At 56.0% G+C, this 24,338-nt stretch carries 22 protein-coding genes and 4 pseudogenes; 16 read left to right on the forward strand and 10 right to left on the reverse strand.

Annotated elements, in window-relative coordinates; all coding sequences use genetic code 11:
• Positions 1 to 28: 28 nt before the first annotated feature.
• The gene (locus tag LIX00_RS17675; protein ID WP_227355862.1) at positions 29 to 1,408 is read right to left on the reverse strand and encodes a four-carbon acid sugar kinase family protein; all 1,380 of its coding nucleotides are present in this window, start codon (positions 1,406 to 1,408) and stop codon (positions 29 to 31) included.
• A gap of 192 nt (positions 1,409 to 1,600) precedes the next feature.
• Between LIX00_RS17675 and LIX00_RS17680 the strand changes: the two genes are divergently transcribed.
• The 3 genes from LIX00_RS17680 to LIX00_RS17690 all read left to right on the forward strand — a co-directional run bounded on the left by LIX00_RS17680 (position 1,601) and on the right by LIX00_RS17690 (position 3,809).
• The gene (locus LIX00_RS17680) at positions 1,601 to 2,254 is read left to right on the forward strand and encodes a class II aldolase/adducin family protein (protein ID WP_227355863.1); all 654 of its coding nucleotides are present in this window, start codon (positions 1,601 to 1,603) and stop codon (positions 2,252 to 2,254) included.
• A gap of 82 nt (positions 2,255 to 2,336) precedes the next feature.
• A complete protein-coding gene (locus LIX00_RS17685; protein ID WP_227355864.1) occupies positions 2,337 to 3,002 on the forward strand; it encodes an aspartate/glutamate racemase family protein in 666 nt (221 codons plus the stop codon).
• Positions 3,003 to 3,122: 120 nt separating this feature from the next.
• Complete coding sequence (locus LIX00_RS17690) at positions 3,123 to 3,809, forward strand: ThuA domain-containing protein (protein WP_227355865.1); 687 nt, start codon at positions 3,123 to 3,125, stop codon at positions 3,807 to 3,809.
• A 131-nt stretch (positions 3,810 to 3,940) separates the two neighbouring features.
• Here LIX00_RS17690 and LIX00_RS17695 read toward each other — a convergent pair whose 3' ends face one another.
• Together LIX00_RS17695 and gfo6 are read right to left on the reverse strand one after the other, a co-directional pair.
• Positions 3,941 to 5,041 carry a Gfo/Idh/MocA family protein gene (locus LIX00_RS17695; protein WP_227355866.1) on the reverse strand — a complete coding sequence of 367 codons (1,101 nt, stop codon included), beginning with the start codon at positions 5,039 to 5,041 and terminating at the stop codon, positions 3,941 to 3,943.
• Between the two features lie 271 nt (positions 5,042 to 5,312).
• Positions 5,313 to 6,389, reverse strand: coding sequence for a D-xylose 1-dehydrogenase Gfo6 (gfo6, locus tag LIX00_RS17700; RefSeq protein ID WP_227355867.1), 1,077 nt, complete (start codon positions 6,387 to 6,389; stop codon positions 5,313 to 5,315).
• Positions 6,390 to 7,415: 1,026 nt separating this feature from the next.
• On the opposite strand from gfo6, the gene LIX00_RS17705 reads away from it, so the two are divergent.
• Complete coding sequence (locus tag LIX00_RS17705; protein WP_227355868.1) at positions 7,416 to 8,177, forward strand: hypothetical protein; 762 nt, start codon at positions 7,416 to 7,418, stop codon at positions 8,175 to 8,177.
• 557 nt (positions 8,178 to 8,734) lie between these two features.
• Positions 8,735 to 10,672 (forward strand): aconitate hydratase, encoded by a 1,938-nt coding sequence (locus LIX00_RS17710; protein WP_227355869.1) that lies wholly within the window; start codon positions 8,735 to 8,737, stop codon positions 10,670 to 10,672.
• A gap of 54 nt (positions 10,673 to 10,726) precedes the next feature.
• Here the strand turns inward: LIX00_RS17710 and LIX00_RS17715 are convergent, their stop codons facing one another.
• On the reverse strand, positions 10,727 to 11,131 hold the full coding sequence (locus tag LIX00_RS17715; RefSeq protein ID WP_227355870.1) for a hypothetical protein: 405 nt from the start codon (positions 11,129 to 11,131) through the stop codon (positions 10,727 to 10,729).
• A 939-nt stretch (positions 11,132 to 12,070) separates the two neighbouring features.
• The gene (locus tag LIX00_RS17720) at positions 12,071 to 13,342 is read right to left on the reverse strand and encodes an AI-2E family transporter (RefSeq protein WP_227355871.1); all 1,272 of its coding nucleotides are present in this window, start codon (positions 13,340 to 13,342) and stop codon (positions 12,071 to 12,073) included.
• 346 nt (positions 13,343 to 13,688) lie between these two features.
• On the opposite strand from LIX00_RS17720, the gene LIX00_RS17725 reads away from it, so the two are divergent.
• Positions 13,689 to 14,021, forward strand: coding sequence for a DUF5789 family protein (locus tag LIX00_RS17725; protein WP_227355872.1), 333 nt, complete (start codon positions 13,689 to 13,691; stop codon positions 14,019 to 14,021).
• Between the two features lie 780 nt (positions 14,022 to 14,801).
• Here the strand turns inward: LIX00_RS17725 and LIX00_RS17730 are convergent.
• The gene (locus tag LIX00_RS17730) at positions 14,802 to 16,010 is read right to left on the reverse strand and encodes a CBS domain-containing protein (protein ID WP_227355873.1); all 1,209 of its coding nucleotides are present in this window, start codon (positions 16,008 to 16,010) and stop codon (positions 14,802 to 14,804) included.
• Positions 16,011 to 16,265: 255 nt separating this feature from the next.
• Here LIX00_RS17730 and LIX00_RS17735 point away from each other — a divergent pair, with 255 nt between their 5' ends.
• From LIX00_RS17735 to LIX00_RS17750, 4 genes and pseudogenes are all read left to right on the forward strand, one after another.
• Complete coding sequence (locus LIX00_RS17735) at positions 16,266 to 17,609, forward strand: hemolysin family protein (protein ID WP_227355874.1); 1,344 nt, start codon at positions 16,266 to 16,268, stop codon at positions 17,607 to 17,609.
• Between the two features lie 85 nt (positions 17,610 to 17,694).
• A pseudogene (locus LIX00_RS17740) lies at positions 17,695 to 18,217 on the forward strand (mechanosensitive ion channel family protein); the annotation flags it as partial.
• 79 nt (positions 18,218 to 18,296) lie between these two features.
• Entirely contained in the window at positions 18,297 to 18,449 is a 153-nt protein-coding gene (locus LIX00_RS26340) for a DUF7539 family protein (protein WP_497007351.1), read from the forward strand.
• Positions 18,450 to 18,659: 210 nt separating this feature from the next.
• A pseudogene (locus LIX00_RS17750) lies at positions 18,660 to 18,791 on the forward strand (AI-2E family transporter); the annotation flags it as partial.
• A 47-nt stretch (positions 18,792 to 18,838) separates the two neighbouring features.
• Here the strand turns inward: LIX00_RS17750 and LIX00_RS17755 are convergent.
• The 3 genes and pseudogenes from LIX00_RS17755 to LIX00_RS17765 all read right to left on the reverse strand — a co-directional run.
• Positions 18,839 to 19,468: pseudogene (locus tag LIX00_RS17755) on the reverse strand (AI-2E family transporter); the annotation flags it as partial.
• Between the two features lie 502 nt (positions 19,469 to 19,970).
• Positions 19,971 to 20,378: a DUF7344 domain-containing protein gene (locus LIX00_RS26345; protein WP_438267081.1), complete on the reverse strand. Its 408-nt coding sequence runs from the start codon at positions 20,376 to 20,378 to the stop codon at positions 19,971 to 19,973.
• A 58-nt stretch (positions 20,379 to 20,436) separates the two neighbouring features.
• A complete protein-coding gene (locus LIX00_RS17765) occupies positions 20,437 to 21,102 on the reverse strand; it encodes a helix-turn-helix domain-containing protein (protein WP_227356171.1) in 666 nt (221 codons plus the stop codon).
• Between the two features lie 191 nt (positions 21,103 to 21,293).
• Here LIX00_RS17765 and LIX00_RS17770 point away from each other — a divergent pair, with 191 nt between their 5' ends.
• The 5 genes from LIX00_RS17770 to LIX00_RS26000 all read left to right on the forward strand — a co-directional run bounded on the left by LIX00_RS17770 (position 21,294) and on the right by LIX00_RS26000 (position 23,445).
• Positions 21,294 to 21,938, forward strand: coding sequence for a helix-turn-helix domain-containing protein (locus LIX00_RS17770; RefSeq protein ID WP_227355876.1), 645 nt, complete (start codon positions 21,294 to 21,296; stop codon positions 21,936 to 21,938).
• Positions 21,939 to 22,022: 84 nt separating this feature from the next.
• Positions 22,023 to 22,373: a HalOD1 output domain-containing protein gene (locus LIX00_RS17775; RefSeq protein ID WP_227355877.1), complete on the forward strand. Its 351-nt coding sequence runs from the start codon at positions 22,023 to 22,025 to the stop codon at positions 22,371 to 22,373.
• Positions 22,370 to 22,555, forward strand: a complete 186-nt coding sequence (locus tag LIX00_RS17780) for a hypothetical protein (RefSeq protein ID WP_227355878.1) — start codon at positions 22,370 to 22,372, stop codon at positions 22,553 to 22,555. Before LIX00_RS17775 ends, LIX00_RS17780 begins: the two co-directional genes overlap by 4 nt.
• A 181-nt stretch (positions 22,556 to 22,736) precedes the next feature.
• Positions 22,737 to 23,165, forward strand: a complete 429-nt coding sequence (locus tag LIX00_RS17785; RefSeq protein ID WP_227355879.1) for a DUF7539 family protein — start codon at positions 22,737 to 22,739, stop codon at positions 23,163 to 23,165.
• A 148-nt stretch (positions 23,166 to 23,313) separates the two neighbouring features.
• A complete protein-coding gene (locus tag LIX00_RS26000; RefSeq protein ID WP_255679363.1) occupies positions 23,314 to 23,445 on the forward strand; it encodes a hypothetical protein in 132 nt (43 codons plus the stop codon).
• Positions 23,446 to 23,510: 65 nt separating this feature from the next.
• Here the strand turns inward: LIX00_RS26000 and ddfA (LIX00_RS17790) are convergent.
• Positions 23,511 to 23,750: pseudogene (ddfA, locus tag LIX00_RS17790) on the reverse strand (DdfA family disk-determining factor); the annotation flags it as partial.
• Between the two features lie 266 nt (positions 23,751 to 24,016).
• Between ddfA (LIX00_RS17790) and ddfA (LIX00_RS17795) the strand changes: the two are divergent.
• Positions 24,017 to 24,325, forward strand: coding sequence for a DdfA family disk-determining factor (ddfA, locus tag LIX00_RS17795; protein ID WP_227355880.1), 309 nt, complete (start codon positions 24,017 to 24,019; stop codon positions 24,323 to 24,325).
• The last annotated feature ends 13 nt before the right edge of the window (positions 24,326 to 24,338 follow it).

Below are 24,338 nucleotides of genomic sequence, written 5' to 3' on the forward strand. Positions count from 1 at the left end.
GGGGTGATGGTCGACGGCCGGGTTTCGGTCACTCCCACGCGTCGGTCCCGTCCCGAACACGAACGAAATAGTCGGTACCGCCAAGTTGGCCACCCTTCAGCGCGATTTCGATGCCGTCGAACCGTCCGGTCCGCGAGTGGGCAGTGCAGAGCGGACTCCCGGGTGCGAGCGGAAACCGCGTCTGTAGGGCGTACACGTCGAGTGCCGGCGTCACATGTCCGCAGGTATCTCCACCGGCGACGCAGACGCGGTCGATCTCGGTTCGGTCGAGCAACCGACGCAGGAGAGCGCCTTGCTCGTCCCCGATGAATTCGCCGACATTATCTGGGGGATTGATGGCTTCCCGCGCGCGGCGTTTCGTCTCCTCGATCGCCTCGTCATCAGAACCGTGCGCCGTGTACAGGACAACGCTATCGCCGCGGTCGAGCGCGTTCAGAGCATCCTCGAACGCTCGCTCGCGCGCCGCGTCAGCGGTTTCCGGATCGATCAGATTTGCGGTGTCGATGCGAACGCCAGTGAATCCCGCATCGAGCGCCGCGTCGATTTGGGCCGCCGTGAGCGGTGATGCGCTGCCGGACATCACGATTAGTTGGTCGACAGGGGCCAGGGAATCGAACTCGGGCGTTCGGTCGACGATGCCCGCCGCCCGCCAGTAATCGGCGAGGGCGTACTGGAATCCAGAAGAGCCTACGACGAACGAGGGTTCGTCGCGGTTGTCCCCGTACGTCTCCCAGATCACGCCACCGGTCGTTCTCAGATGGTCGTCGTCGAGGCCGTCGAGGAACACGATCTCCGCGCCCTCGCGGACCGTCTCTACGAGTTCGTGTCTCGTTTCCTCCAGTCCTTCGTCGACGGTGAGCACGTCGACGAGACCCATCGACCGATCCGTCTGCTTCGAGAGGTGGCGGCGCAGGTCGCTCTCGTCCATCGGCGTCATCGGGTGATCGCGCATCGTCGGGTGGCGATCGAGGCGGTACACGTCGTCGATATCCTCCGCGAACATGTTGCCGAAGATGACGTACCGTCCGAGCGGCGGAGCCGCCGCATGAACGGGCACCGCGTCGTTTTCGAAGATATCGGTCGCAATGCCGATAGCCCGACCGATGTTACCGATATCGGGCGCGGAGTCGAACGTCGAGCAGATCTTGTAGTGGACGAGCGGTGCATCGAGGGCGGCGAGCGATTCGAAGACGGGCGGTAGCGCATCGTTCATCGTCGCGGGCGTCATCGACCGACTGGTGCCGGCGACGCCGACGGCGTCTGCGTCGGGAAACTCCCGCTCGATCGCCTCCGAGTTCGGCGGATCGAGGAAGAGGACGGTCTCGATCCCCGACCGGGCGAGCGCGTCCATAGCGTCGGTCGATCCAGTCACGTCGTCGCCGTAGAACGCGAGAAGCAGATCGTCCATCGGTCACCGTCCCCACAGGGTAAACGGTCGATCTTCGAACACGGTCGCCGGAGTGAGCCCCATGCTCCGCCGACCACAGAAGTTTGAAACTACGCGCATCGGATTCCTCATTTTGCCACGGGATATTAAAAAGCTCGGCTGAGGCCAAAAATACTTATACCGCTAACGAACGCAAACGGAGTACGTGAACCTATGACCGATTCAACGTCACTCGGAGACGAGCGAGCGAAGGTGGGAGAACTCGGGCGGGAGATGCTCGCGCAGGAATTGACCAAGGGCACCGGCGGGAACGTGAGCGTCAGATCGGACGACCGTTTCGCCATCAGTCCGTCGGGCGTGCCGTACGAGGACGTCACGGCCGAGTCGGTTCCGGTCGTCGACCTCGACGGCGAGCGACTCGAAGGTGACCTGAAACCGTCGAACGAGACGCCGATGCACGCGGTCATCTATCGGGAACGAGACGACGTCGGAGCAATCATCCACACTCACTCGCCCTACGCGAGTACGTTCGCTAGCCTGAACGAACCGATTCCAGCCTCCCACTATCTGATCGCCTACGCCGGAACCGAGATTCCGGTCGCGGGCTACGAGCCGCCGGGAACGACGGCGCTCGGCGACCTCGCAATGAATACGATGGGCGACAATCACGACGCCGTCTTGTTGAAGAATCACGGCGTCATAACCGTCGGTAAGACGGGGGCGGACGCACTCGACGTCGCGCTCATGGTCGAGTATTGCGCTCGAATTCACTATCAGGCGATCAACGTCGGCGAGCCTGCGATACTCCCTGACGAGGCGGTAGAAGACCTCCGGAAGATGTTCAAGACCGACTACGGCCAGCAGTAGGGAGCCCCGACGGTTGAAAACGCCGGCGACGATGACAAACCCTTAGTGATGGGCCACGATATACTATACCGAGTCACTCAGTATGTGCACGAAAGTCTGTTTCTTCCATACAGTCGCAAGTCTCTCCGAGCGATTCGACGATTTGGCGGCGGAGTACGTTCCCGACGTCGATCACTTCCACGTCGTTGACGAGAGCGTTCTAAATGATGCGTTGGAAGCGGGCGAACTCACTCCCGCCGTCAACAGGCGCATCTGCTCGCAGCTCTCACTCGCCGAAGATGCCGGGGCGGATTTGATCCTTGATACGTGCTCAAGTACGTCTCCGGCCGTGGACATCGCCCGTGAGATGGTCGACGTACCGATTCTCAAAATCGATGACCCGATGACCGAGGCGGCGGTAGAACACGGCGAAGACATCGCGATCCTCGCGACAGCGGAGTCGACGATAGGACCGAGCGCGGAACTCGTCCAGCGGAAAGCCGACCAACGGGCAACAGAGATCAACCTCTGGACGAAACTCGTTGATGAAGCTCTCGACGCTCTCCAGAGCGGTGAGAAAGATCGCCACGACCGGCTGGTAACCGACTGCGCGGTCGAATTGGCCGACGCGACGGACGTCATCGTACTCGCACAAGCGTCGATGAGCCACCTAGCACCTAGTCTCTCTAATCGTGTTTCCGTTCCAGTACTTTCTAGCCCGGACAGGGCCATGGAAACCGTCGCCGAAGAAGTTGGAAATTCCTCATAAGTCACGTCGCACCATCTGCGGTCGACGGAACTATCCTTCAACTCCCTAGAGCAAGCGAATAAATCGAGCATTTCAGCTCGAATCGCAAGATTCTCCCTCATCCTCACGAATTCGAGAGTCATGACGAGAATCAACGCGCTCGTGATAGGGGAAAACACCTTTCCGTTTCATGCGCTCGACGAAATGGCACCGCACATCAATGCCGTCCTCAGCGATGTCGCTGATGCGGAGCTAACTACAGACCGAACGCGTCTCGAAGACCTCTCAGGCTACGACATCGTCGTCGACTACCTCACGGACAGCACGCTCACCGACGAGCAGTACGCGAGTCTTCAGTCGTTCGTCGCAGACGGCGGCGGCTATCTCGGTATCCATTGCGCAGCAGATCTCACGAGTACGTCCGACGGTAACGGCGGTATCAAGACGCGGGAAGAACCAATTCCGGAGTTGCGCGAACTTCTCCGCGGACACTTCGTGGATCATCCCGAACAATCGATGTTCGGCGTCGATCTCAGGAACGGTGATCATCCCGTTACTGCGAACGTCGCTGACTTCGAAGTGTTCGATGAACCGTACCAGGTGGACTTCGACAATGAGGAGGTTCATGTCCTCGCCTGGATGGATCACCCTGACTTAGACCGGAATCCTGTCGTCTGGGTGCGTGAATACGGCGACGGCCGCGTTTGCTACTCCTCGCTCGGCCACACCGTCGATGCGTTCGAACACGAGCAGCATGGTCGTCTCCTCCGGAATGCCGTTCGGTGGATCGCCGATGCCCAAAACGGCCAGAACATCGACACTCCGTGAGCACCCTTTGCCGTTCGCTTGACAAAGTACGGCGATTACCGATGTCTGTCAAGGACGGTCCTTGACCACCGCGACCGATGGCAATGAGGAATCCGACTACCGCGAGTGGAGAGACCAAAATCGGGACGTTATTACTCCACAACTCCTTCCGGGAATGTCCGCGGGAGGGGTACCGGCCGCTCGCAGTCGGAGTCAAGAGTAATGTGTTGACTCTGATCGGAGGATTCCCGGATACCGGACAGAACGTCGAAAACATGGCGGGCAAGTTCGCCGCTGGTTCGTTGGGTCCAGTCGGTTCGAAGCGCATACGCCATGTCGGCCACGCCGGCACCTCGCCCACCCGTATAACTGTGGGTGAGCGGAACTGTTTCGAATTCATCACTGTTCCCCTCTCGTACGCTAACGGGCCCCTCGAAGTGGTTCGGATCGGGGAGACTCAGAGTTCCTTCTGTCCCGTGAATCTCGAAGGCTGGTGATGGGAACGTCGAACCATGTACGTCGAAGCTGAATAAGAGGTTGGCCACGGCACCACTCTCGAAGTCGACAACGCCGGCCTCGTGAGTCGGAACCTCGACGTCGATACGCTCGCCGCGTCGAGATTTACTCGTGATCGTACGCTCCTCAAATCCCCGAGCTACGGATCCGGTGATCCTGCTCACAGGACCGAGGAGAGATACGAGGGCCGTTACGTAGTACGGTCCGATATCGAACAGGGGGCCGCCACCACGCTGGTAAAAGAAGTCGGGATTCGGATGCCAGCGTTCGTGGCCAGGGGATGTCCAAACGGCTGTTGCTCCGATCGGCTCACCGATACGACCATTGTCAATGATCGACCGGCAGGTTTGCAGGCCTGCTCCGAGGAACGTATCCGGTGCTGATCCGACGAGTAGGTCCTCTGCGGTGGCCATTCGGAGTATCTCCTCGACCTCTCCGACGGTCGTAGCCAGTGGTTTCTCGACGTAGACGTGTTTGCCTGCGTCGAGTATCTGTCGGCAGGTTTTGGCGTGAGCGCCGGGTGGAGTCAGATTGACGATGAGTTCGACGGCCGGATCGTCGAGTAACTCCTGTACGTCGTACGCGGTAACGTCGTACTCGTCGGCTTTCATCTTCGCCCGCTCCGTATCGATATCTGCGCACGCGGTTACGTCGAACGCGTCGAATGTATCACCGGTAGAAAAGTATTCGTCGCTGATGGTGCCACAACCGAGGAGGCCTACGTTAACACTCTCCATACGAAACCATCTCGAAGAAGGGTAATGAAAATACTGGTACGGCGAGCCATTCAGGCTTCGCTCCGGCACTCTCCCAACTCTCCGGGCGGGTGTAGTATCGACGTCGGGCCAACATTCGCGAGGAACGGATTCGCAGGGGCGGATTCAACAAGCTCGATTAGAATCCATGCGAGAGACTTGCGCGATCTGCTCCGGGGTCGCATCCACAGGTACGCGCTCGAAGTCCCGTCGAAACGACCGTCGGCTTCCACCCCGTGAGTCTGTCTCGAGGTTACTTCTCTACGTGCACGGTTTCTCGTCTGCGTCCCGCCCGGTAGATGGCTTCCATCGTACGCATATCCGTAAGCCCGTGCTGCCCATCAGGAATCAGCGGTTCGGATCGGGTGAATCGATCGGCGAAATAATCGAACTCTTCGCGCATTTCGTCAACCTGCTCGAGGGAGAGCTGTACGGTAGTTTCCGAGCGGGTGAGTTCTAGTGAACACTTACCGGCGAATACCGGATCGAGGTTGATCTGACCTTCCGTTCCGGTTATTTTGAGCTGTGAGTCCACGTGGGCGTTCTGACTCGCGGTGCAGACGGCGTGAGTCCCGTTTTCGAACACTATGGTGTAGGCGGAGCGCTCGTCAGGGACGTCGTCGAACGCCTCGTGAAACGATCCGACTTGAGCGGTCACGGTGACTGGATCGCTCCTCAGAAGGAACCGGAGCGTATTGATCGGGTATATTCCCAAATCCATGACGGAGGTACCGTACCCGGTAAGTTCGGATTCGAGCCGCCATTGGTTAGGGTCCGAGAACATATCGAGAAGTATCTGAGAGTTGGCACCGTACGCCTGAACAGCATCGCCGATAAAGCCGTCGTCGATTAACGCCCGAGCTTGACGAATCGCCGGTTGCGTCTGCATTCTGTAGGCAACCATGAGCGGAACGTCTTTCGAGTTACAAACGTCAACGAGTCGTTCAGCACGTTCGACGGTCGCTTCCATCGGTTTCTCACAAAGAACTCCTTTTCCGAGTTCTGCGGCCGTCTCGGCGTATTCGAGATGTAGCGCGTTCGGGGTTGCGATATAGACAGCGTCGTACGCTTCCTCGGCTGCGCCACCGTGGAACTCCTCATAGGTTATCGCGTGATCGATCGTGTCCGCGTGCCCGGCTATCTGTTCGGCCTTCTCTTTCGAACTGCTAACGACGGTCGTCGTGACACAGAGTTCCGAATTCTTCACAGCCGGAATTACGGCGTCGACGGTCCACCAGCCCAGCCCGATTAGTGCGAACCTGACCGTCTGATCGGTGGTTTTCTGCCAATCTCGGCGAGTAACGCTATCTATCCATTCCGTGACATCCATGTTCGTTCGTAGGGCCGTCGTTGGTTTAAATCCAAGCACTAACGCGGTTCCTTCGAACTAGAGTTTTCCTCCTTGGCATAATTTAAGATTTTGAAGTATTTTAACGATAACTCGGCTAGGTTCGTTCCAGACCGATCAACGGAAAGGGTTACGGCACTCCAATGGAGTTTGCGGAGTGCCTTGGGAGCCAGTAGGTTTGATAATTCCCGGTATGTTAGTTCTCGGGCTGCTCGCGGATTTTCGATATCGCGCTCTAATCGCTTAGGGGATAGTATGGTGGTAAGATATCGATTTCAGCCACTGTCGATGGCTTCTCCCTCCGAAGGTAGGTTCAATCCCCGATCACGAAATTTCATATAGCGGTATGTGATTTATATTATCGTCGATGCGGGATTCAAGACATCTCTCGTCCGAATTCGGCAAATAGACGATTTGGCCTGACACTTCCGCATATTGCAGTAAGCGGAAGTGGAAATGACCAAGTCGCCGCCTTCGGCAAAGCATATTTCGTCCGTTCGCACCACTCATCGGCTTCAAACCAATACTTTCCCGGTCTGCTCTCTGATTCTGAGTGAGTAGATCGAGAGTGCGAGCCCGCAACCAAGTTGCTCATCGGTTAGAAGCTTCTACTAGCCAATGTAGCCCCGATTTATCGGGACTCAGTGGCAATACCACTGGAACAGACGATAACGGGTTCGGAATGTTCGACTTCACTTATCCGAATCGAGTGAACAAAACGAATCTCCATCTGAGATCATCATTCCCGTCGGGAAAGAAGGAAGCGTTACGGACCGTGTGATCGTCTCGCCCTAGCTTCCTTTCCTCTTCGAATGTGGTGGGTTACTCTGTAACGGCTCTGTTGAAATCCTCAGAGGGTGATAGGAATGGCGTGTTGAATAGAGAGCGCATATTTTGCTCGTTGTACTGCTTTGCCACTCCTGAAATCGGTCGTATCGGCGTTCGAATCCGTTGGTGCAAGAATGAATCAAAGGATTATCTTCCTTCCCACACAGACATCTGTTATCTATGAAGACAGCCGACGTGGAGCAGATCGGGATTCTCTGTGCTGATGATCAGCCGGTGTTCACTGCCGTCGCCAGCCGACTTCGGGACGCAGGACACACAGTTCGATTCTTCGATCCGCGATCCGAACTCTCTCCGACCCACATCGACGATCTCGCTCTGCTCGTCAACAAGCAGGTGTTCCCACTCAATCTCCCCGCTCTCAGATATGCGCGGCGAACAGGGACACCCCTGTGGAACAACCTCGTCGCGACGATTGCGTTGAGTTCACGGCTAATCGGGCTCCAAGCGCTTGAGACGGTCGGGTTTCGTACTCCTCGAATAACCTTCGAGAAACCCGAGTTTGAGTACGTCGCAAAGCCCTGCTACATCTGGCACGGCGACCCCGAACTGAACGGTGAGGGAGGGTTCTATCAAGAGCGAATCCACACGGAGCCCATCGATTACAAGTACTACGCTGTCAACGATGGAACGCGAGTCCAGACGGCGGCCAAGCGCGTTACATCAAAGCTCCACGGCCCCAAACGATTCCTGAATCAAATACGTCCCAGACCGACGCTTACGCGACGTCTTCGCCGCCTCGTCACCCGACTCAATCTTCGGGGCGTCGGAGTCGATTTCGTCAAAGATAACGAGAACCGGTTCTGGGCCGTAGACGTCAATCTTGCCGCAGGGTACCGGGACAGCGGGTTAGAACCGGCCCTCTATAAGTCGATTCGTACAAATCTACCGACAAGTACAATGGGTGATATTTTTTCGAACTAGTACCAAGGAAAGAGTTTCTGCTGAATGCACGCTCTCTATTCTACATGAAGCCGATTTTCTGCCTCATAAATCCGTAAGCGGAAGTGAGATCCGTCGAGTCGCCGTCTTTGGGGAAGCAGATATCGTCCGCTCGCACTGCTCACTGCCTCCAAATCAGATATTGCTCTGATTATTCACCCTGGTTTTAAGTGAAGTTACTCCCTAGCGAAGTCGATCTCGTTCGTGTCTCCGATTTCCGTGTCTCTCTTATACAGGACGTAGACGGGGGTTTCAAACGGATAACCCATGAGTCTCGTTGTGCCGTCTGAATCTGTTTGCCGGGAGGTAGATCTGCTAGAGAGACCAGGCTATACTTCAGCGAGAAGTTCTCGGCTTGGGGATGATAGTAGACGACGTGAGACATCTGATAGGTGAGTTTGTGAAGCGAGCTTAAAGCATCTCAGCGTCCTCATTCGATACTGCTATCGTTTTCTCCCGTGCGGGTGGCTGTTGGCATTCACATTGTGGCGTGGGAGTGTGTCACAAGAACAAAGGGGACACTGGCCGTTTCTCTACCCATGCCTGGAACAGTAACCGAGAAGCTCATCGAGGACCATCTCGTCGACGGCCAGATGGAGCCGGGCGAGGAGATCGCTATAGAGATTGATCAGACGCTCACGCAAGACGCCACCGGGACGATGGTGATGCTCGAACTCGAGGCGATGAATGTCGAGCACCTCGAAAGCGAGCTCTCCGCACAGTACGTCGACCACAACCTGATTCAGGAAGACAACAAGAACCCCGACGACCACCTGTTCTTGAACAGTGCCTGCGAGAAGTGGGGTGTCTGGTACTCGCCTGCCGGAAACGGCGTCTCCCACCCCGTCCACCAAGAGCGGTTTGGCGTGCCGGGCAAGACGCTGCTGGGGTCGGACTCGCACACGCCCGCCGCCGGTGCGATGGGCATGCTCGCGATCGGCTCCGGTGGCCTTGACATCGCCATGGCGATGGCCGGCGAGCCCTACCACGTGAACGCTCCGGAGGTCTGGGGCGTGGAGTTGCGCGGCGAACTGCCCGACTGGTGTAGCGCCAAGGACGTGATTCTGGAGATGTTGCGCCGCCACGATGTCGACGGCGGCGTCGGCCGCGTCATCGAGTATCACGGGGCTGGGCTGGACACCCTGACCGCGATGGATCGCCATGTGATCGCCAACATGGGGACTGAACTGGGTGCCACCAGTACGGTGTTCCCGGCCGACGATGCTGTGAGACGGTTTCTCGCCCAACAGCAGCGCGAGGACGCGTTCCGGGAGTTGCGCGCCGACGACGATGCCGAGTACCACGTGACAGAGACGATTCACCTCGACGAGATCGAGCCGTTGATCGCCAAGCCGTCCAGCCCCGGCAACGTCGTTCCGGTGGCGGACGTGGCGGGTGAGGACCTCTATCAGGCGTACATCGGGTCCAGCGCGAACCCAGGGCTTCGTGACTTCGCAGTGCCGGCGATGATCATGGACGGGGAGCGAGTTCCGTCGGCGGTCAGTTTCGACGTGAACCCTACCTCTCGGCAGATGCTGGAGAACTTGACGGAGATGGGATATCTCGGCAAGTTATACGCGAGCGGCGCTCGCGTCCACCAAGCAGGATGTAATGGCTGTATCGGGATGGGCCAGGCACCCGCGTCCGGCCGCAACAGCCTCCGAACGGTTCCACGAAACTTCCCAGGGCGTACCGGCACCCGCGAGGATAGTGTGTTCCTGTGCAGCCCCGAGACTGCGGCTGCAAGTGCGCTCACTGGTGAGATCACCGACCCGCGCACCCTCGAAGAAACACACGGCATCGAGTATCCAGAATGGACCGAGCCCAAGGAGATTATCGTGGACGAATCGGCGCTAAGTCCGCCGCCGGAGAACCCGGGTGGCGAACTGGAGAAGGGACCTAACGTGAAATCACTGCCGGAGTTCGAACGTGTTCCGGACGCCATCACCGGACCTGTGTTGATGAAAGTCGGCGACGACATCTCGACAGATGAGATTATGCCAGCTGGCTCGGACGTCCTCCCCTATCGGTCGAATATCCCAAGGATCAGCGAGTGGGTGTTCGACCAGGTTGAGCAGGGCTTCTACAAGCGAGCACAGGACGAAGGGGCGCCGTGGCTGGTCGTCGGTGGGTCGAACTACGGGCAGGGGAGTTCGCGCGAGCACGCGGCTTTGGCCCCCTACTATCTGGGGATGCGGGCCGCACTGGCCGTCAGCTATGCGCGCATCCACTGGCAGAATCTTGTGAACTTCGGCATCGTGCCGCTCGAGTTCACTGATCGAAGTGACTACGACAGCATTGACCAGGGCGATACCCTCGAACTGCCCGATATTCGTGAGGAAATGCAAGAAGACTCCAAGGTCACGGTGCGCAACGCCACGCAGGACACGACGTTCACGGCCGAGCACAGCCTGAGCCCGCGCCAGGTCGAAATTGTACTCCAAGGTGGGTTGATCGAGGATTACAAGCCGAGTTAACCGAGAACAGTCGAGGGAACGATGTCCCTATCTCATTCACTCGGCCTCAGGGTCTCACTTCGTGAAGGCCCACCTCGAACCATGGCCATCTCTCATATCGAGCGTCCCTTGCTCGTTTGCAGATATGCCGACTGGGATCGCAAATCCGATCCGTCCAATCCAAAGGCAGCGATATCTTTTTCTCAGTGGTATTTGACATTTCAAGCGCTCTGGCTTGATTGATACCGAAGGGTATCGATGGAAGCGGATCGACCCATACAAGCCAACCTTAGCAAGTTGCATCGGCACTGAGAGGATTTTGACTGGCTTTCCCTCCGCTTGGTAGAGCATTCCCGTGACCTCATCGAAGGTCAGGACCTCCGGGCCGCCGAGGTCGTACGCCTTGCCGACGTGTTTATCGTCTTCGATCTCGTGGGAGCGAAGGCAATCGGAATGCGTGGAGCATTCCTTAACAGGCACGAGAATCCGTACTCGGGTTGACAGAAACGAATTATCTTCCCGACTAATACCGCGAATACCACACCAGTCATGGTCTCAGTATAGTTGGCTGTTAGCCAGTGCGGGATCACGAGAAAGACGACGGTGAGAATGCCCATCGTGACCGTGAAGAGTACAGCGACTACCCTGCGGTCGTTGTCAAAGCCGATGCGATAGACCCTCGCCAGAAAGAAGACTGTCCACAGAGCGGTTAAGACTAGCACAATCTACTCCCAGATGGTCGGCATAGTAGGTGTTCACCCTCTGTGTTATCGACACTGACGATGCTGACACATACAAAAAATCTATCGACCATGGCGTCATCGAGGACAATTCGCGTCGACAGAAACAACCTTAGTGCTCTCATGGTGAACGTGTTCTTTATCTCCTACATGTAACAGAGCATCGTAGCCGGTAGTTAATCCACCAGTGTTGGTTAAGATCCGTATCCATCCGCATGCGGATGGATACGCGAAACGTACGAGATGGGGCATGATTCACCCGTTCTGGATGCGAGCGAGTGTACTAACGCGCAGGTGTTCCGTCTATACTCTCCCACCCCCACCCCCACCCTCTTGCGAAATTCAAAAAGCATCACATGGTTTCTCATATATATTCACGACGCCTGCCACTGCACAGTCTTGCGGTTTTTCACTCATCGCCTGGTGTGTAGTGTCACTTTCTCACCAGCATTTATCCTCGCGGACACAGGCGTAGAGCCCTTCATCCTCCCATATTTCGAGCGTAACCCCTTTTATCTTGAGCTCGACGGAATTAATCGGTTTTACTGAAAACCGTGGTCAAACATCTTGCTCAGGATATCACTTCCCGAACTGGCGAGTTGCGTGCTTAGAATACTCAATTTGAAATTTCAGCAGTGTATGACTTAGTACCAACGCAGTCGGGTTGATCTATGGATATTTATTGCGAGTCGTCTATGCTTTCGTCTTGTTGTTTTGCATTTTCAGCGGGAGACGCTTGGTCAGCTGCTGACGTTTCTGTAGGAGATTTTAAGTCTCGCTGATCAGATCCATCTCCGTTCGTCGTTGCATACCGGTTGTCATTTGGATTTGGAATTGGATCGGTTGCAGTTGCTTGTGGCGTCAATTCGTGCCCGTGTATCAATTCCGACAAGATTATACGGGTACTATGGACGAACAGTACGAGTAGAAGCGGTCCAAGGAACAGTCCATACCAACCGAACAGTAACGGGCCAAAGATATATGCGAATAGGACGAGGCCAACGTGGAGATTCCGACCGGAGATGTACGGCCGCAATAGTATTTCGGTGAGCCCATCAACGATCGTGGCTGTAATGAGTAGAAAAGCCACGGGGAACCAAATATAGAGTGGTTCTGATACCAATGCAGTGCCAGCTAGATAGAGGCCGACTGGAACGTAGACGAGTTTCATTCCAACCACTGGAACTAAACTTGCAAGCCCTGTCAATAGTCCGAACAAAACAGCTGCTGGAATAGCAAGCCCAGGAGGAGCAATCGCATTGAGGGCCATATACGTGATCGAAGCAATGATAGCTACCACGAAGGCATTCAAAATATTGCCGAAGTAGATCGTCTGAAGATCAGTATCAACTGCCTCTAAGAAGGCGTGTGTCGCACTGTCCGAATTGCTAATTTGTGATGTGAACCAATTCGCAAGCTTCTGATCGTCTCGAAGAAGATAGAACGCAATCGCGAGCGCAATGAAGATGTGCAAAAAACCGACGACAATTGCACTCAGATATCCACCTGCTGATGTGAGTATCTTACTCATTGTCTTTGGACTGAGATACTGCGTAAGTTGCTGGGGATTTGAAAGCAACTGCTGCAATACTACCTGTGGATCCTGTGTCCCAATAACACGCTGCAGATATGGCCCAAGAAGTAATTGATATTGATCCAAATTTGACCCAAAGAGTTCATTCACTTGATGAATACTCATGAGTACTGTATACGCAATCAGAAGTAATCCTGGGAACGCCAGCATACCGAGAGAAAGCCCGGCTACGAACGTTGGAGATCCCACACGATGGGTTAGCTGCCGGTACACGGGCCGCGTTGCATAGTAAATAAATAATCCGAGAATGATCGTACCCACGTACGAGTAGAGGATGTAGACGAAAAGTACGCCGAGGATGCTAAAGATCAACCACCAGGCGATCCTTTCCCGGTTTTGAGTGATGTCGTGTTTCACGCATCAAACTTAGCGAGACAACATCGTAAGCACAACGACTGGCACGTTGCGTGATGAGGTCAGTAGACAAGCGGTCGTTCACCAGAGTGAAACGAGGCATACCGTGACACCACAGCCGTCTCGAAGAGAGCACAGATGATATTATTTGCAAATTTTAACTTAATAGTCATTGATCTTCTGCCGCCTAAAATCGCAAACAGAAGTGAACCACCCTCGGTACCTTCGTTTCGATCTGTGCGGAGTTCGTGGCGCGTATGTATCGATTTCAGGTGGGTATGTGGAGGTGGTTGTTATCCTTGAGGTGGTCATTTCGGTGAGCGACCGAATCGGACTCCTACTGTAAATTATGGCAGATGACAAACGAGCCCGAGACAAGCAAGCGGATGACGAAGAGCGACACCAGTCAGAGCGAGAGGTAGAGGAGGTACGTAACCGTGCCGGTGAAGACCAACAGAAGCACGGCGACCCTAGTGCGCAGCTTGGTGACCTTGATGGAGCACTCGAAACCCACGACTATCCAACCACGACGGATGAATTGGTCGCAGCCTATGGCGACTATGAGATCGAAACTCAGGGCGGGACGGAATCCCTCGAGGAAGTGCTCGCTTCTACTGATAACCAAACGTACGACTCCGCCGATGATGTTCAAGGCCGGATACTGGGGCTGATACATCGGTGACAAATTAGCTCTCGGGTATGCGAATCTCAGTCTGGTGGCTATTGCGCTGGGAGCACTCATACAGACACTTGCCATCTGCCCTGTGATCGTCCCCAAACATTGCCGTGCCTACGGAAACACTTGGATTACCACGCCCACGATCCCTAAGACGGCGATCTCTCTCGTTGAACGTCGATAGTGAATTCCTGTACACGGTTTCGATATCCCGAAACGTTTGAAATGTACTTTGTCTCCGACACAGCCAGTAGAGTGCTGTTCAGTGGATTGGGAATGGATTGGATAGACCGTCAGTCGGCGATAGAAGCTACACTCATCAATTAGATATTAACTCTACCTAGCCGCAAGATGTCCTACCGACGGGTCCGCTCGTGTTTCGGTTCTAAGTTAAGAAACACGTCGTCCTCCGCACCACACTCCGGACAGGTATGCACGAAGTGGAGGCCGTCCTCATCACGTTTTTCTATGCGCCACTCTGACCGGGCGCGGGCGACGTTTCCACATTCTGGGCAGCGTTTGGGATGATCTTGGAGGTACGTCTGCATGAAGTCGATGAATGACTGCGTTCCAAGACGGTGGATTGGCATTGGTCGACCGTACGGGAAGCTCACATATCAGCATATTCCACCCGTTAGTTCCTCAACAGTACATACCACAAGATCTGGGCTCTTTTTGATAGTTGATGAGTGTGCCAGCCAGCAACGGTTACTCGTCTGTTTGTAGATATCGATCCGATTACGGAGATTCAAGGAGAAAGCCCCGCCCTTTAGGGCGGAGAGGATGTCACCCGCCAAGCCACCAGCCATAGAGCTGTGCCTGCTCGTCAGTGTCCGGATGCTTCTTCGAGTGGCCGTAGGTCTTCCCCTTGAGCAGCTGACGTTCGACCGCGTTCGCGGCGAGTCGAAGGGCGTGAGAGGCACCGTAGCCCTCCCCATCGGCCGTGAAGTAGCCGCGGTCGGTGACTAGTCGAATCCGTGCCTGCACCAGCGGTACACCCCGGCTTTGTTCCTTGTGCTCCTGCAGTTCGATGCTGGCCTTGATTACGCTCATCTCACCGTACTTCGCGGTCATGCTCTCGATCAGCGCAGAGACGTCGTCGTAGTCCATCCCCTCCAGCAGGTCGAGCCCGAACACCTGAACGGCGTTCCGGTCGTCGCGCTCCCAGGTGAGCGCTTCGATGACGTCCGTTTTCGTGATGATACCGATCGGCTCGTCGGCTTCGTCGGCCGTGACGACGAGTGAGGAGATCCCCCGCTCGAACATCATCTTGACGACCTCGTCGAGCGGTGCGCTCCGCTCAACCGTTACGACTGCGTCGGACATCAGGTTCCGGATCGGCAGGTCGAGCATTCGATCGGCATCGCCCTCGCGCGCACCGAACCCACCACGGTTCTGCCCACCGCCACTGCGGCCACCGAAGCCGCTCGACGAACCGCCCTGGCTCTTACTGCCACTCCGCGTCGTGAATTCGATAACGTCATACAGACTCAGCATTCCCACGAGATCGTCCTCGTCGACGACCGGGAGGTGGGCTATACCGGCTTCTCGAAGCGTATTGAGCGCTTTCCCGATCGTAGTTTCAGGAGTCGCACTGACCAACTTCGCCGTGTAGGCGTCGTCGACAGTCACTGCGTCGAGAAACGGACGGATGGCCTCGAGGATCATATCGCCGGTCACCACGCCGATGACACGGTCATCGTCTAGTACGGGGAGCGTTTTGGCGTCACTGCCGATCATGAGCCGCGCGACCTCGCGGACGTCCTCGGTGCGGTCGACCGTCGGGACGTGCTGTACCTGTGAGCCGACCTTCGCAGACGGCTGATTGGACGAGGAAGCCATCTGTCGACGGCTGACGACGCCGCGGTACTCGTCGCCGTCCGTCACAACTACCGCATCGAGTTTCTGGTTCTCGAACGCCCCGGCGACCTTCGAGAGCGGTGTGCCGATGTCGAACTCGGTGAACTCCGTCGAGAGAATTTTAGAGATGTCCATGGGTAACTCTCTAGTGGGAGGGGTGCTGGACGGTTATATCTGTCCTACCCCTGTTCTTGCAGCCGGAGAGATATCGAGTGAGGAAACGTCGACGTGATTATGACCGCCAAATCGACGAAATAGAGGTGGAGTTCACCGGCTCTATCGACGATCCACAGCCGTGTTCGTTAGCACGTGACGAGTGCGACCGATCCTCGATTGTCTCGCTTGCTCAGTCCCCATCCCTACAAGTCCCCGACCGAATAATGAACGGATATGGTAGATCTGATTTCCGTGGGTGGATTGCTTCTCGCTTTCTTCTTGGTCATCATGAACGGGGTGTTCGTGGCGGCGGAATTCGCATTCGTCAAAGTCCGACCAACCCGAGTGAACGCACTCGTCGACCGAGGGAAACCTGGAGCGAGCCTGGTACAAGATGTCATTGAGAACCTCGACGGCTATCTCGCCGTCAGTCAGCTCGGGATAACGCTCTCCTCGCTCGGCCTCGGGTGGATCGGCGAACCCGCTGTGGCAACGCTCATCGAACCCGTACTCGGTGAGGTGCTTCCCGCGGGCACGATCCATCTCGTCGCGTTCGCGCTGGGCTTCGGCTTCGTCACGTTCCTCCACGTCGTCTTCGGCGAACTCGCCCCGAAGACGTTCGCTATTCAGGAGGCCGAACGGGTGGCGCTCCTCGTTGCGCCGCTCATGAAATTCTTCTACTATGCGTTTATGCCGGGTATCATCGTCTTCAACGGAACTGCCAACTACTTCACCCGCCTCGTCGGCGTCTCGCCAGCGTCAGAAGGCGAAGAGACCCACACCGAGGAAGAGATTCTGATGATCCTCAGCCGCTCAGAAGAGTCCGGACACATCGATCTCGACGAGGTCGAGATGATCGAGAGTGTCTTCGAACTCGGCGACACGATCGCCCGCGAAATAATGGTTCCCCGTCCCGACGTGGAAACCGTATCCGCCTCGATGGCACTCCCGGAACTCCGATCAGTCACTGCCAGCGGAACCTACACTCGTTACATCGTGCTCGACGAGGACGGGGAACAGCCGATTGGATTCGTCCACGCAAAGGACATTCTGCAGGCGAGTGAAAACAAGAGTGATCACGACAACCCCATCACTGCTCGTGACCTCGCACGAGATGTCATTGTCGTCCCGGAGACGCGACGGATCGACACTATTCTCGCCGAGTTTCAGACGCACGGTGGTGGACAGATCGCCGTCGTCATCGACGAATGGGGCGTCTTCGAGGGTATCGTAACCATCGAGGACATCCTCGAGGAAATCGTCGGCGACATTCGAGACGAATTTGACACGGCACCGCAGGATCCCACTATCGAGCAACGGGACGACGGAACGTACGTCGTCGACGGCGGCGTTCCAGTTCAAGAAGTGAACGAACGGCTCGGCACCGAGTTCGAGACAGACGCGGTCGAAACGATCGGCGGATTCGTCTTTAGCCAACTCGGGCGCGAACCTGAAGTCGCCGATCAGATCGAACAGAATGGATACATCCTTCGCGTCGACGCTATCGACAACGCGCGAATTGAACGGCTCGTAATCCACCCGGGAGAACAGTCTCAAAAGAAAACCACTGACGAATAACTCGTCCTCAAGCGGTGTGACTATATCGGGCAGAAGAGAGTGGCCCAACTCACGCTAGGCGTACTCACCAATGAGTCTCGAGATAATCGACCGGATGGTGCTCGAAACCGCGTTTGGACGCATTCTCGGAGGAACTGAACGCGCAGTCTCGGAAGGGGTTGGAATCGTGGCGAAGTGGTTCGTCTATCGCTAGCGATCCTAGCCGCGGCAAATCTCCTCGTGATCCCGTTGTTGTCAGAGTGGATCTCGATGGCCGTATCCTATCTACTGGCGTTCGTCGCCGGACTGTTGTGATTGTTCTCGGTTTCGTCGTCGCGGACTTCATCGGTGATGCGATCATGCGGACCCAGGCGTCCACCCAAACGGCGTATACGTCTTGGTTCATCGCTGGGTCATGGATATTCATCTACTTCACGGTGATTGTCATCGGACCGGACACGATGGGTGTTGACGTCGGCATCCTGTTCGTCTTCTTCGAGGTGGTCGCGTGGGGACTCGCTGCGGCTGTCGCGATCGGCGTCGGCATCGCCGTGAGCTGGGACGGCCACACCTCCGTTCAGGAAAATATCGACCGCTGGATGGGGCGCGCGTCCGCCGGGACACCGTCGCCAGCCTGCTTGCCCACGCTGACGCTGACCAGTATGGATTCAAACCGAAGGTACCACGAGTTCGGAACGTTCAGTCAGAATCGGCTGCGTATATCATCCGCGGATTACCACGGACTCCGTCCCCCTTGGAGGAGCCGATCGCGACGACGAAACCGAAGAGCGACTCAACGCAGCGCTCTGGAGATATTGCAAGCGCGTGGTCACTCTAATTGAAGACAAACCCAACGAGTAGTCCGCCACCGACAAGGATAATTTCTGGGTTATCATCAGCCTCATATTATATTCACAATGCCAGTCGTGGACTACGGGGAATGAGTAGAAGTCGTCGTACATTTGGACGCAGCTCATTATTCAAGGGGTAAAAATGGATGACGGAGACGGTTGCAATTAGTCGGCGATCGGTTGCGTGTTCTCCTGGGCGAACAGGTCGAGTATGATTTTTCGGCCAGTAATCATCGGTCGGAGCGGGGCAATCAATGCGGCGACCATTGTGGTGGGCATTTTCGGAGGACTTGTCGTGTTTGGAGCGATTGGCCTGTTCATCGGCCCCGTAGTCCTCGGGGGAGCGAGGTAGATGTCGAAGACGCTAATTATCGAACCATACACCAGTATCGCGCTCGCTGCCACGGGCCGTCCGACCAGAAGGAGATAGACCGAAACTGGCACCCAGACACCGAACGCGCCGATTAGCGGGAGCAGCGTGAGGATGAAGGTCGCGACGGTCAGGAAGACGATCCTGGACATACCAACGAGTGCTAGTCCGATTCCCAACAGCACGGCTTGGATGACCGCGACAGCGACGTTACCCACGACGGAGGCCCACATGAGGTGGTCGAGTTCTACGAACAGTTCTCGCTGTACACGATCGCCGACGGGGACGACCGATTCCAGCCACGCGACGAACCGTTCGCCGTCGCGTAACAGTGCGAAGAGGACGAAGCCTGTCACGGTGAGCCCAATCAGCACGCCCGGGAGGCCGCCGATGACGGCGAGTATGCCAGTGGCGAGTCGCTGCACGGTCTGCGCTATCGGCTCTTGATAGGTCGCGTACAACAGGTCGAGGTCGACGACGAATCCGATGGTTTCGAGTCGGTCCTGGATACGGTCCGGGCTGAATGCTCCCTCCTGGATTGCGGTGAGGAGCGCTAGGTCCTGCTGAAATGCGATAGCGAGGACGTATGCGACCGGAATGAAAAAAAGACTATCGACATCGCGATAGTGGCGACCGCTGCCGTCGCCGAGCTCAGCCATTACTCGAGTCTCCGTTGTACGAGTGCGAGAACGTATGCGAGCACGATCGCGAGCAAGACGTATTGCAAGTATGTGAAGACGAGCAGTACGGCGAGCATCGTGCTTACCACTGCAAAGATCGTCAGTGCATTCCTGTCCGAAGACTGCTATGGCGGCCCGCTCTTCTTAGTCATATACTCCCTTTAAAGAGCATTTCTTATGATTCTCATACCCGTGTCCCCGCTGTTTCTGCACGTGAGGGGGCTAGGCCGATTTCTCGATGACGGATCTGAGATTTCCGGATGGACATGCCCAGATTCGAATTGCTAAGTAAATGATGCGAACGACGTAGTGAATAGAGAGCATGGATTCAGTGTTTTGGCTTCGATTGTTTCAAGCCATTTGATCGATCTGTGAATACCTATACGGTTCGGTGAACCTCTTCACTTGTTGAAAATATAATCATATTTGATAGGGAATGGGTTTGGAACTAGAGCTAATTATCCTCAATCACACCCGTCTCTCACTCGTGGACGTCATACAGTTCGACCAGCGTCAGGAGATCTCGTTCCAGTTCACCGCCAACGAACTGGACGTGACCCGTTTCAGCCTCGTAGTCGATTATTCGAGTCTCCTCCAGTTTTGGGAGATGGGTATGGTGAAGTGCGATCCGGACGCGTTGTCGTTGTTCGTCGGACACCCGTTCCGCATCTTCGTCTCGAACCCGGTCTGCAACGCGATCTACGAGCGCATCGTATGCCAGTGTTTTGTCGGATGCATTGTTCACTGCGTTGAGGATGGCGCGTCGATGTTCGTTCGCTACTACCGACAGAATCGTATCGGGGGAGATCGGTCTCTCACGCCCCGAAGAATTGGAATCCTCATCAATTGACTGGATATCACGTGTCCCCAGCTCTCGACTCTCATCCATACTCACATAGCGTAGGCCCAACTGCCTGGTTTTGTCCCATGGTGTATCATGGAAACAGTCAATCCACTTTCGCCGCTGACTCGGGCGTGAGAAGCGCGTGCCTCCCGAACGCACTGATGGCACGACGCAGTCGCTCCGTCACTGCCTGGTCGGAAATCCCGAGCTCGTCGGCTAACTCCGCGGTCGTACAGCCGCGTGGAATGTCGTAGTATCCCATTCGAACGGCGAGCGTGAGCGCTTCTCGTTGAGGCTCACTCAAGCCGTACCACGGACCGGCCTCGGGGTTCGTCGGATTGAATACACGGGTTAGCTCCAGGGAGATGTGCGCGTCCTCACAACAGTCCTGGCACTGACTCAATGCCTCGCGGTCAGGGAATCGCATCTCGAAATTCCACCCTTCCGGTGATCCAGTAGCACTCAGTATTTGCCCGTCGTGTTCCAAGATGCACTGAAAAAGGTGGTCCTGGCTCGCATCCCAGTCGATCTTGAACAGCGTCCGATCTTCGAACACGTCCACCTCCGTGACGCTGTTGACAGTTGGATAGCGTTCGACAGTCTCGAGAAAGCCGTTTTCGACCGGTTCGTAGACCCAGAAGAGCGGGACGGTCACGTTCCCACTTGGAACGAGCGTTTCGAGTTCGATGGCCGACGCTTGCTCTAAACTGAGGATTTGTCCGAGTTCGAAATTGTCGGATGGGATGCGAATCTCCGTAATCACACTCATGCTCGCTTGTGAGACTAGATTGCTCGGTCGTACAAAAGGAGACGACATGGTGTGCCATGGTTGCCTGGATACCAAACGTACTCCTCGCTCACAGCGCACATTATCCCGGCCATCAACGGTGCGTTGGCTCGTCTCGAAGCCATGGTACACCACCCATGACGGTTATTCGTCTACTAGACGAAGGCTTCCGTATGGCGACTGTGATGGAGTTTACGAGTCCGGCAGCGGAGTTTCCGCTTGGAAGTGTGTTCGAGAACTTGCCGAGTGTGACGGTCGAACTGGAGCGACTGATTCCACACGAGACGCTGATTATTCCGTATTTCTGGGTCCGCGGTGCAGAAGCGGATGACATCGAAGCGTCGTTCGAGTCACATTCCGGCGTGAGCAACATCCGACTAGTCGATAGCGTCGAAGACGAGTATCTCATGTGTGCCGAGTGGGAGTCAGAGTACTTCGGTATCCTGAGTGCGCTTGCCAAGGCCAACGTCGTCGTGCTCTCCGGAATCGGTACGAAAGATGAGTGGCGATTCGAGGTGCGCGCCGAGAGTCAAGAGGCAATCGCCGAGTTTCGAGATTACTGCCAGGAAAACGACATCCCAATAGCGATCACAGCCCTCCACGCCATGCTTCCGATTCAGGGAGAGGGCTACGAATTGACCGAGACCCAACGCGAGGCACTCGTGTTAGCCTACGAACGGGGCTACTTCGACACCCCACGCGAGGCGTCGCTCGAAGAGATCGCTGACGAGCTCGGCATCACCCAGCAGTCACTGTCGTCACGCCTTCGACGTGGGCATCGACGGCTCATTGGAGCGACGCTCATCAGTTCGTCGTGATCGTTCGGATAGACACCCTGTCTTAAACCCTCTGTATAATCAGCTCCCTTGTTGAACCGACTCAGACGGCTAGAATCCGTAGAAATGGACACGAAGATATCTGGGGTTGGAGTCGAAGCGGTCGAGTACGCTCAGGACTCTAGGACTGTTCGCACCCAGTTCGATCAAGAGAAGGCACCTGCGAGCATCGCTGTTATCGCAACGCTGGCGGATGTAATGGACACTAATCCGGGTGAACTGGACCCGCTTTATTTCACTGTTGACCCCGACGCGTTAGATGCGCTCGTCCGGGTTCGCAACGGGACGAACGGAGATATCCACGTTGCATTCACGCACGAGGGCCACGCGATAACCGTACACAGCTATGGTGTGGTCGTCATCACACCAGAACACGAACTCACAGCGCAAAAATACGAAAGGGGCGAGGGAAAATGACGTCTGAGGAGACACCACTCACGTCGAAGGAGGGATTGAACGCGGAGCTGAAAGCACTCCTTCGCAGGGCCTACGAAAGTGGAATTGATGTGGAAGGTGGATTCGAATGCCGAAACGGGGTCGAACATCCTGACTGGGACGTGATCGTCACAGAAGTCGAAAAGAACGAGCAATCAGAGTGACCGACTACAAGGGTGGCTGGATTGGTAGCAGTTGACATCCCTCACTCACGGATAACCCTTCCGAGGGTCGTGGTACCGTGACCCTGTATCGTCAACTGGAGCAAATGCATGCCATAAGCTGTTGATGCTGAACTCTGTGCGTAGTACGAACGTTGATTGGCCTTGCCATCCTACTAGGCGCATGGCCGAGTTTCCAGACGAGCGACAGCTCGTACTACGAGCGCGATCCCGCTTGGAACAATGGACGAATAGTGCCCGGACGACGGCATACGCTGAACTGTTCGACGGTGACGAGCCGATCCTCACCGCGGACGAACTCCGGCTCCTCGATGCCCTCGATTCTGAACTGGAACGACAGGGCGGCGATGGTGTCTGGGGGACCGACCAATACGGGATCCATACGGCGGGGACTTCAAGTTCGGATACTTCACTCGGAGTGGTCTGCGTCTATCACCCACAGATCACCACAGACTCCGTCCTTCGTGGAGCAGACGAACTCGACGACGAGACCGAAGAACGGCTCAACGCCGCACTCTGGCAATACAGCGAACGTGTCGCAACGCTCATCGAAGCAAAACTCGACGAGTTCGTCCGCCGGACGCAGGGCTAGCCGCGCATTCTCGTGGTTCGTCAACCGTGGATTGGACCGGGTGATCGGCGACTTCGTCGCCGAACTCACGTGTCGAGGTCTGTCTATTGCATTCAGGACACCCGTCACCGGCCATAGGACTATCCGACTAGAGCACCAAAAGTACGAGATGGCAGACAACAAATCGGGGCGAGACAAGCAAGCGGACGACGCCGAGAGATGCCAGCGAGAGCGCAGCATCGCCGAGGAACTGGAGCGTGGAGACGAAACAGAGCCACCGGTCGCAGCGTTGTCTCACTGAATACGTCCATGAGTTCATCATACCAGCCGCACCCCAGGGGGGCGGATATCCGACTGACCGATGGTTTACTCGTGGTGCTGCTCACCGAATGTGTCGACCGGACTCACCTCTACGCCGCTTGTACTGTGAACGACAACCTCGTAGCCGGCATACGCAAATCTCACTCGACCGTCTGATCGCGTGTCTCCGTCATAGGTTGGTGTGAAGAGGCGATCCAACGTATCAGGATCGATGACCTCGTAGAGCGGCGGAAGTTCACGATACGAGATATCGGCTGCATCGGCGACCGCCGCGACAATCTGCTGAGTTACTGACTGCTATGATGCGGCGTGGCGACGAGTGCTCGCAGGTGTGGTGGTGGACGAAGTCATGGCGAGTACACCAGTATCTTAACTAGTACTTTGCCGCTTTTAACTCATATGTGAGGAAATGGGCGACAGCATAGCTCTCAGTAATTGGTATTTATACTGAATAATAATAAATTGCTGACTTCTATAATGAAATAATCGACCAGAGGAACTATTATCGGTAGCACAGTAGCTGAGAGCGACTGTAGGAGAAGACGATTCATATGGAATCAGGGGACTTCACACGCGACGATAGCGAATCACACCCCGCGTGGCACACTGAACCACCACCGTCGACGACAATCGTAGAAAGGATTGCTGCTCGGGCGGAGGTCTCCAGCGACGATCTCGAGCCACTCTATGCGGCAATCGATCCCGATGCACTCGATGCACTGTTTGCACCGCGCCCTAATGGGAGTGACCGAACCGGTGGCCAGGTCACGTTCACGTATGCTGGCTATGCTGTGACAGTCACCAGCGATCGCTCTGGCGTCAGCATCGAGATTGATCCGCTCGACGAACACCGAGAGTAGGTGGCAGTTTTAC

Origin of the sequence: Haladaptatus salinisoli (genome assembly GCF_020614375.1) — an archaeon.
GTDB classification, from domain to species: Archaea; Halobacteriota; Halobacteria; order Halobacteriales; family Haladaptataceae; genus Haladaptatus; species Haladaptatus salinisoli.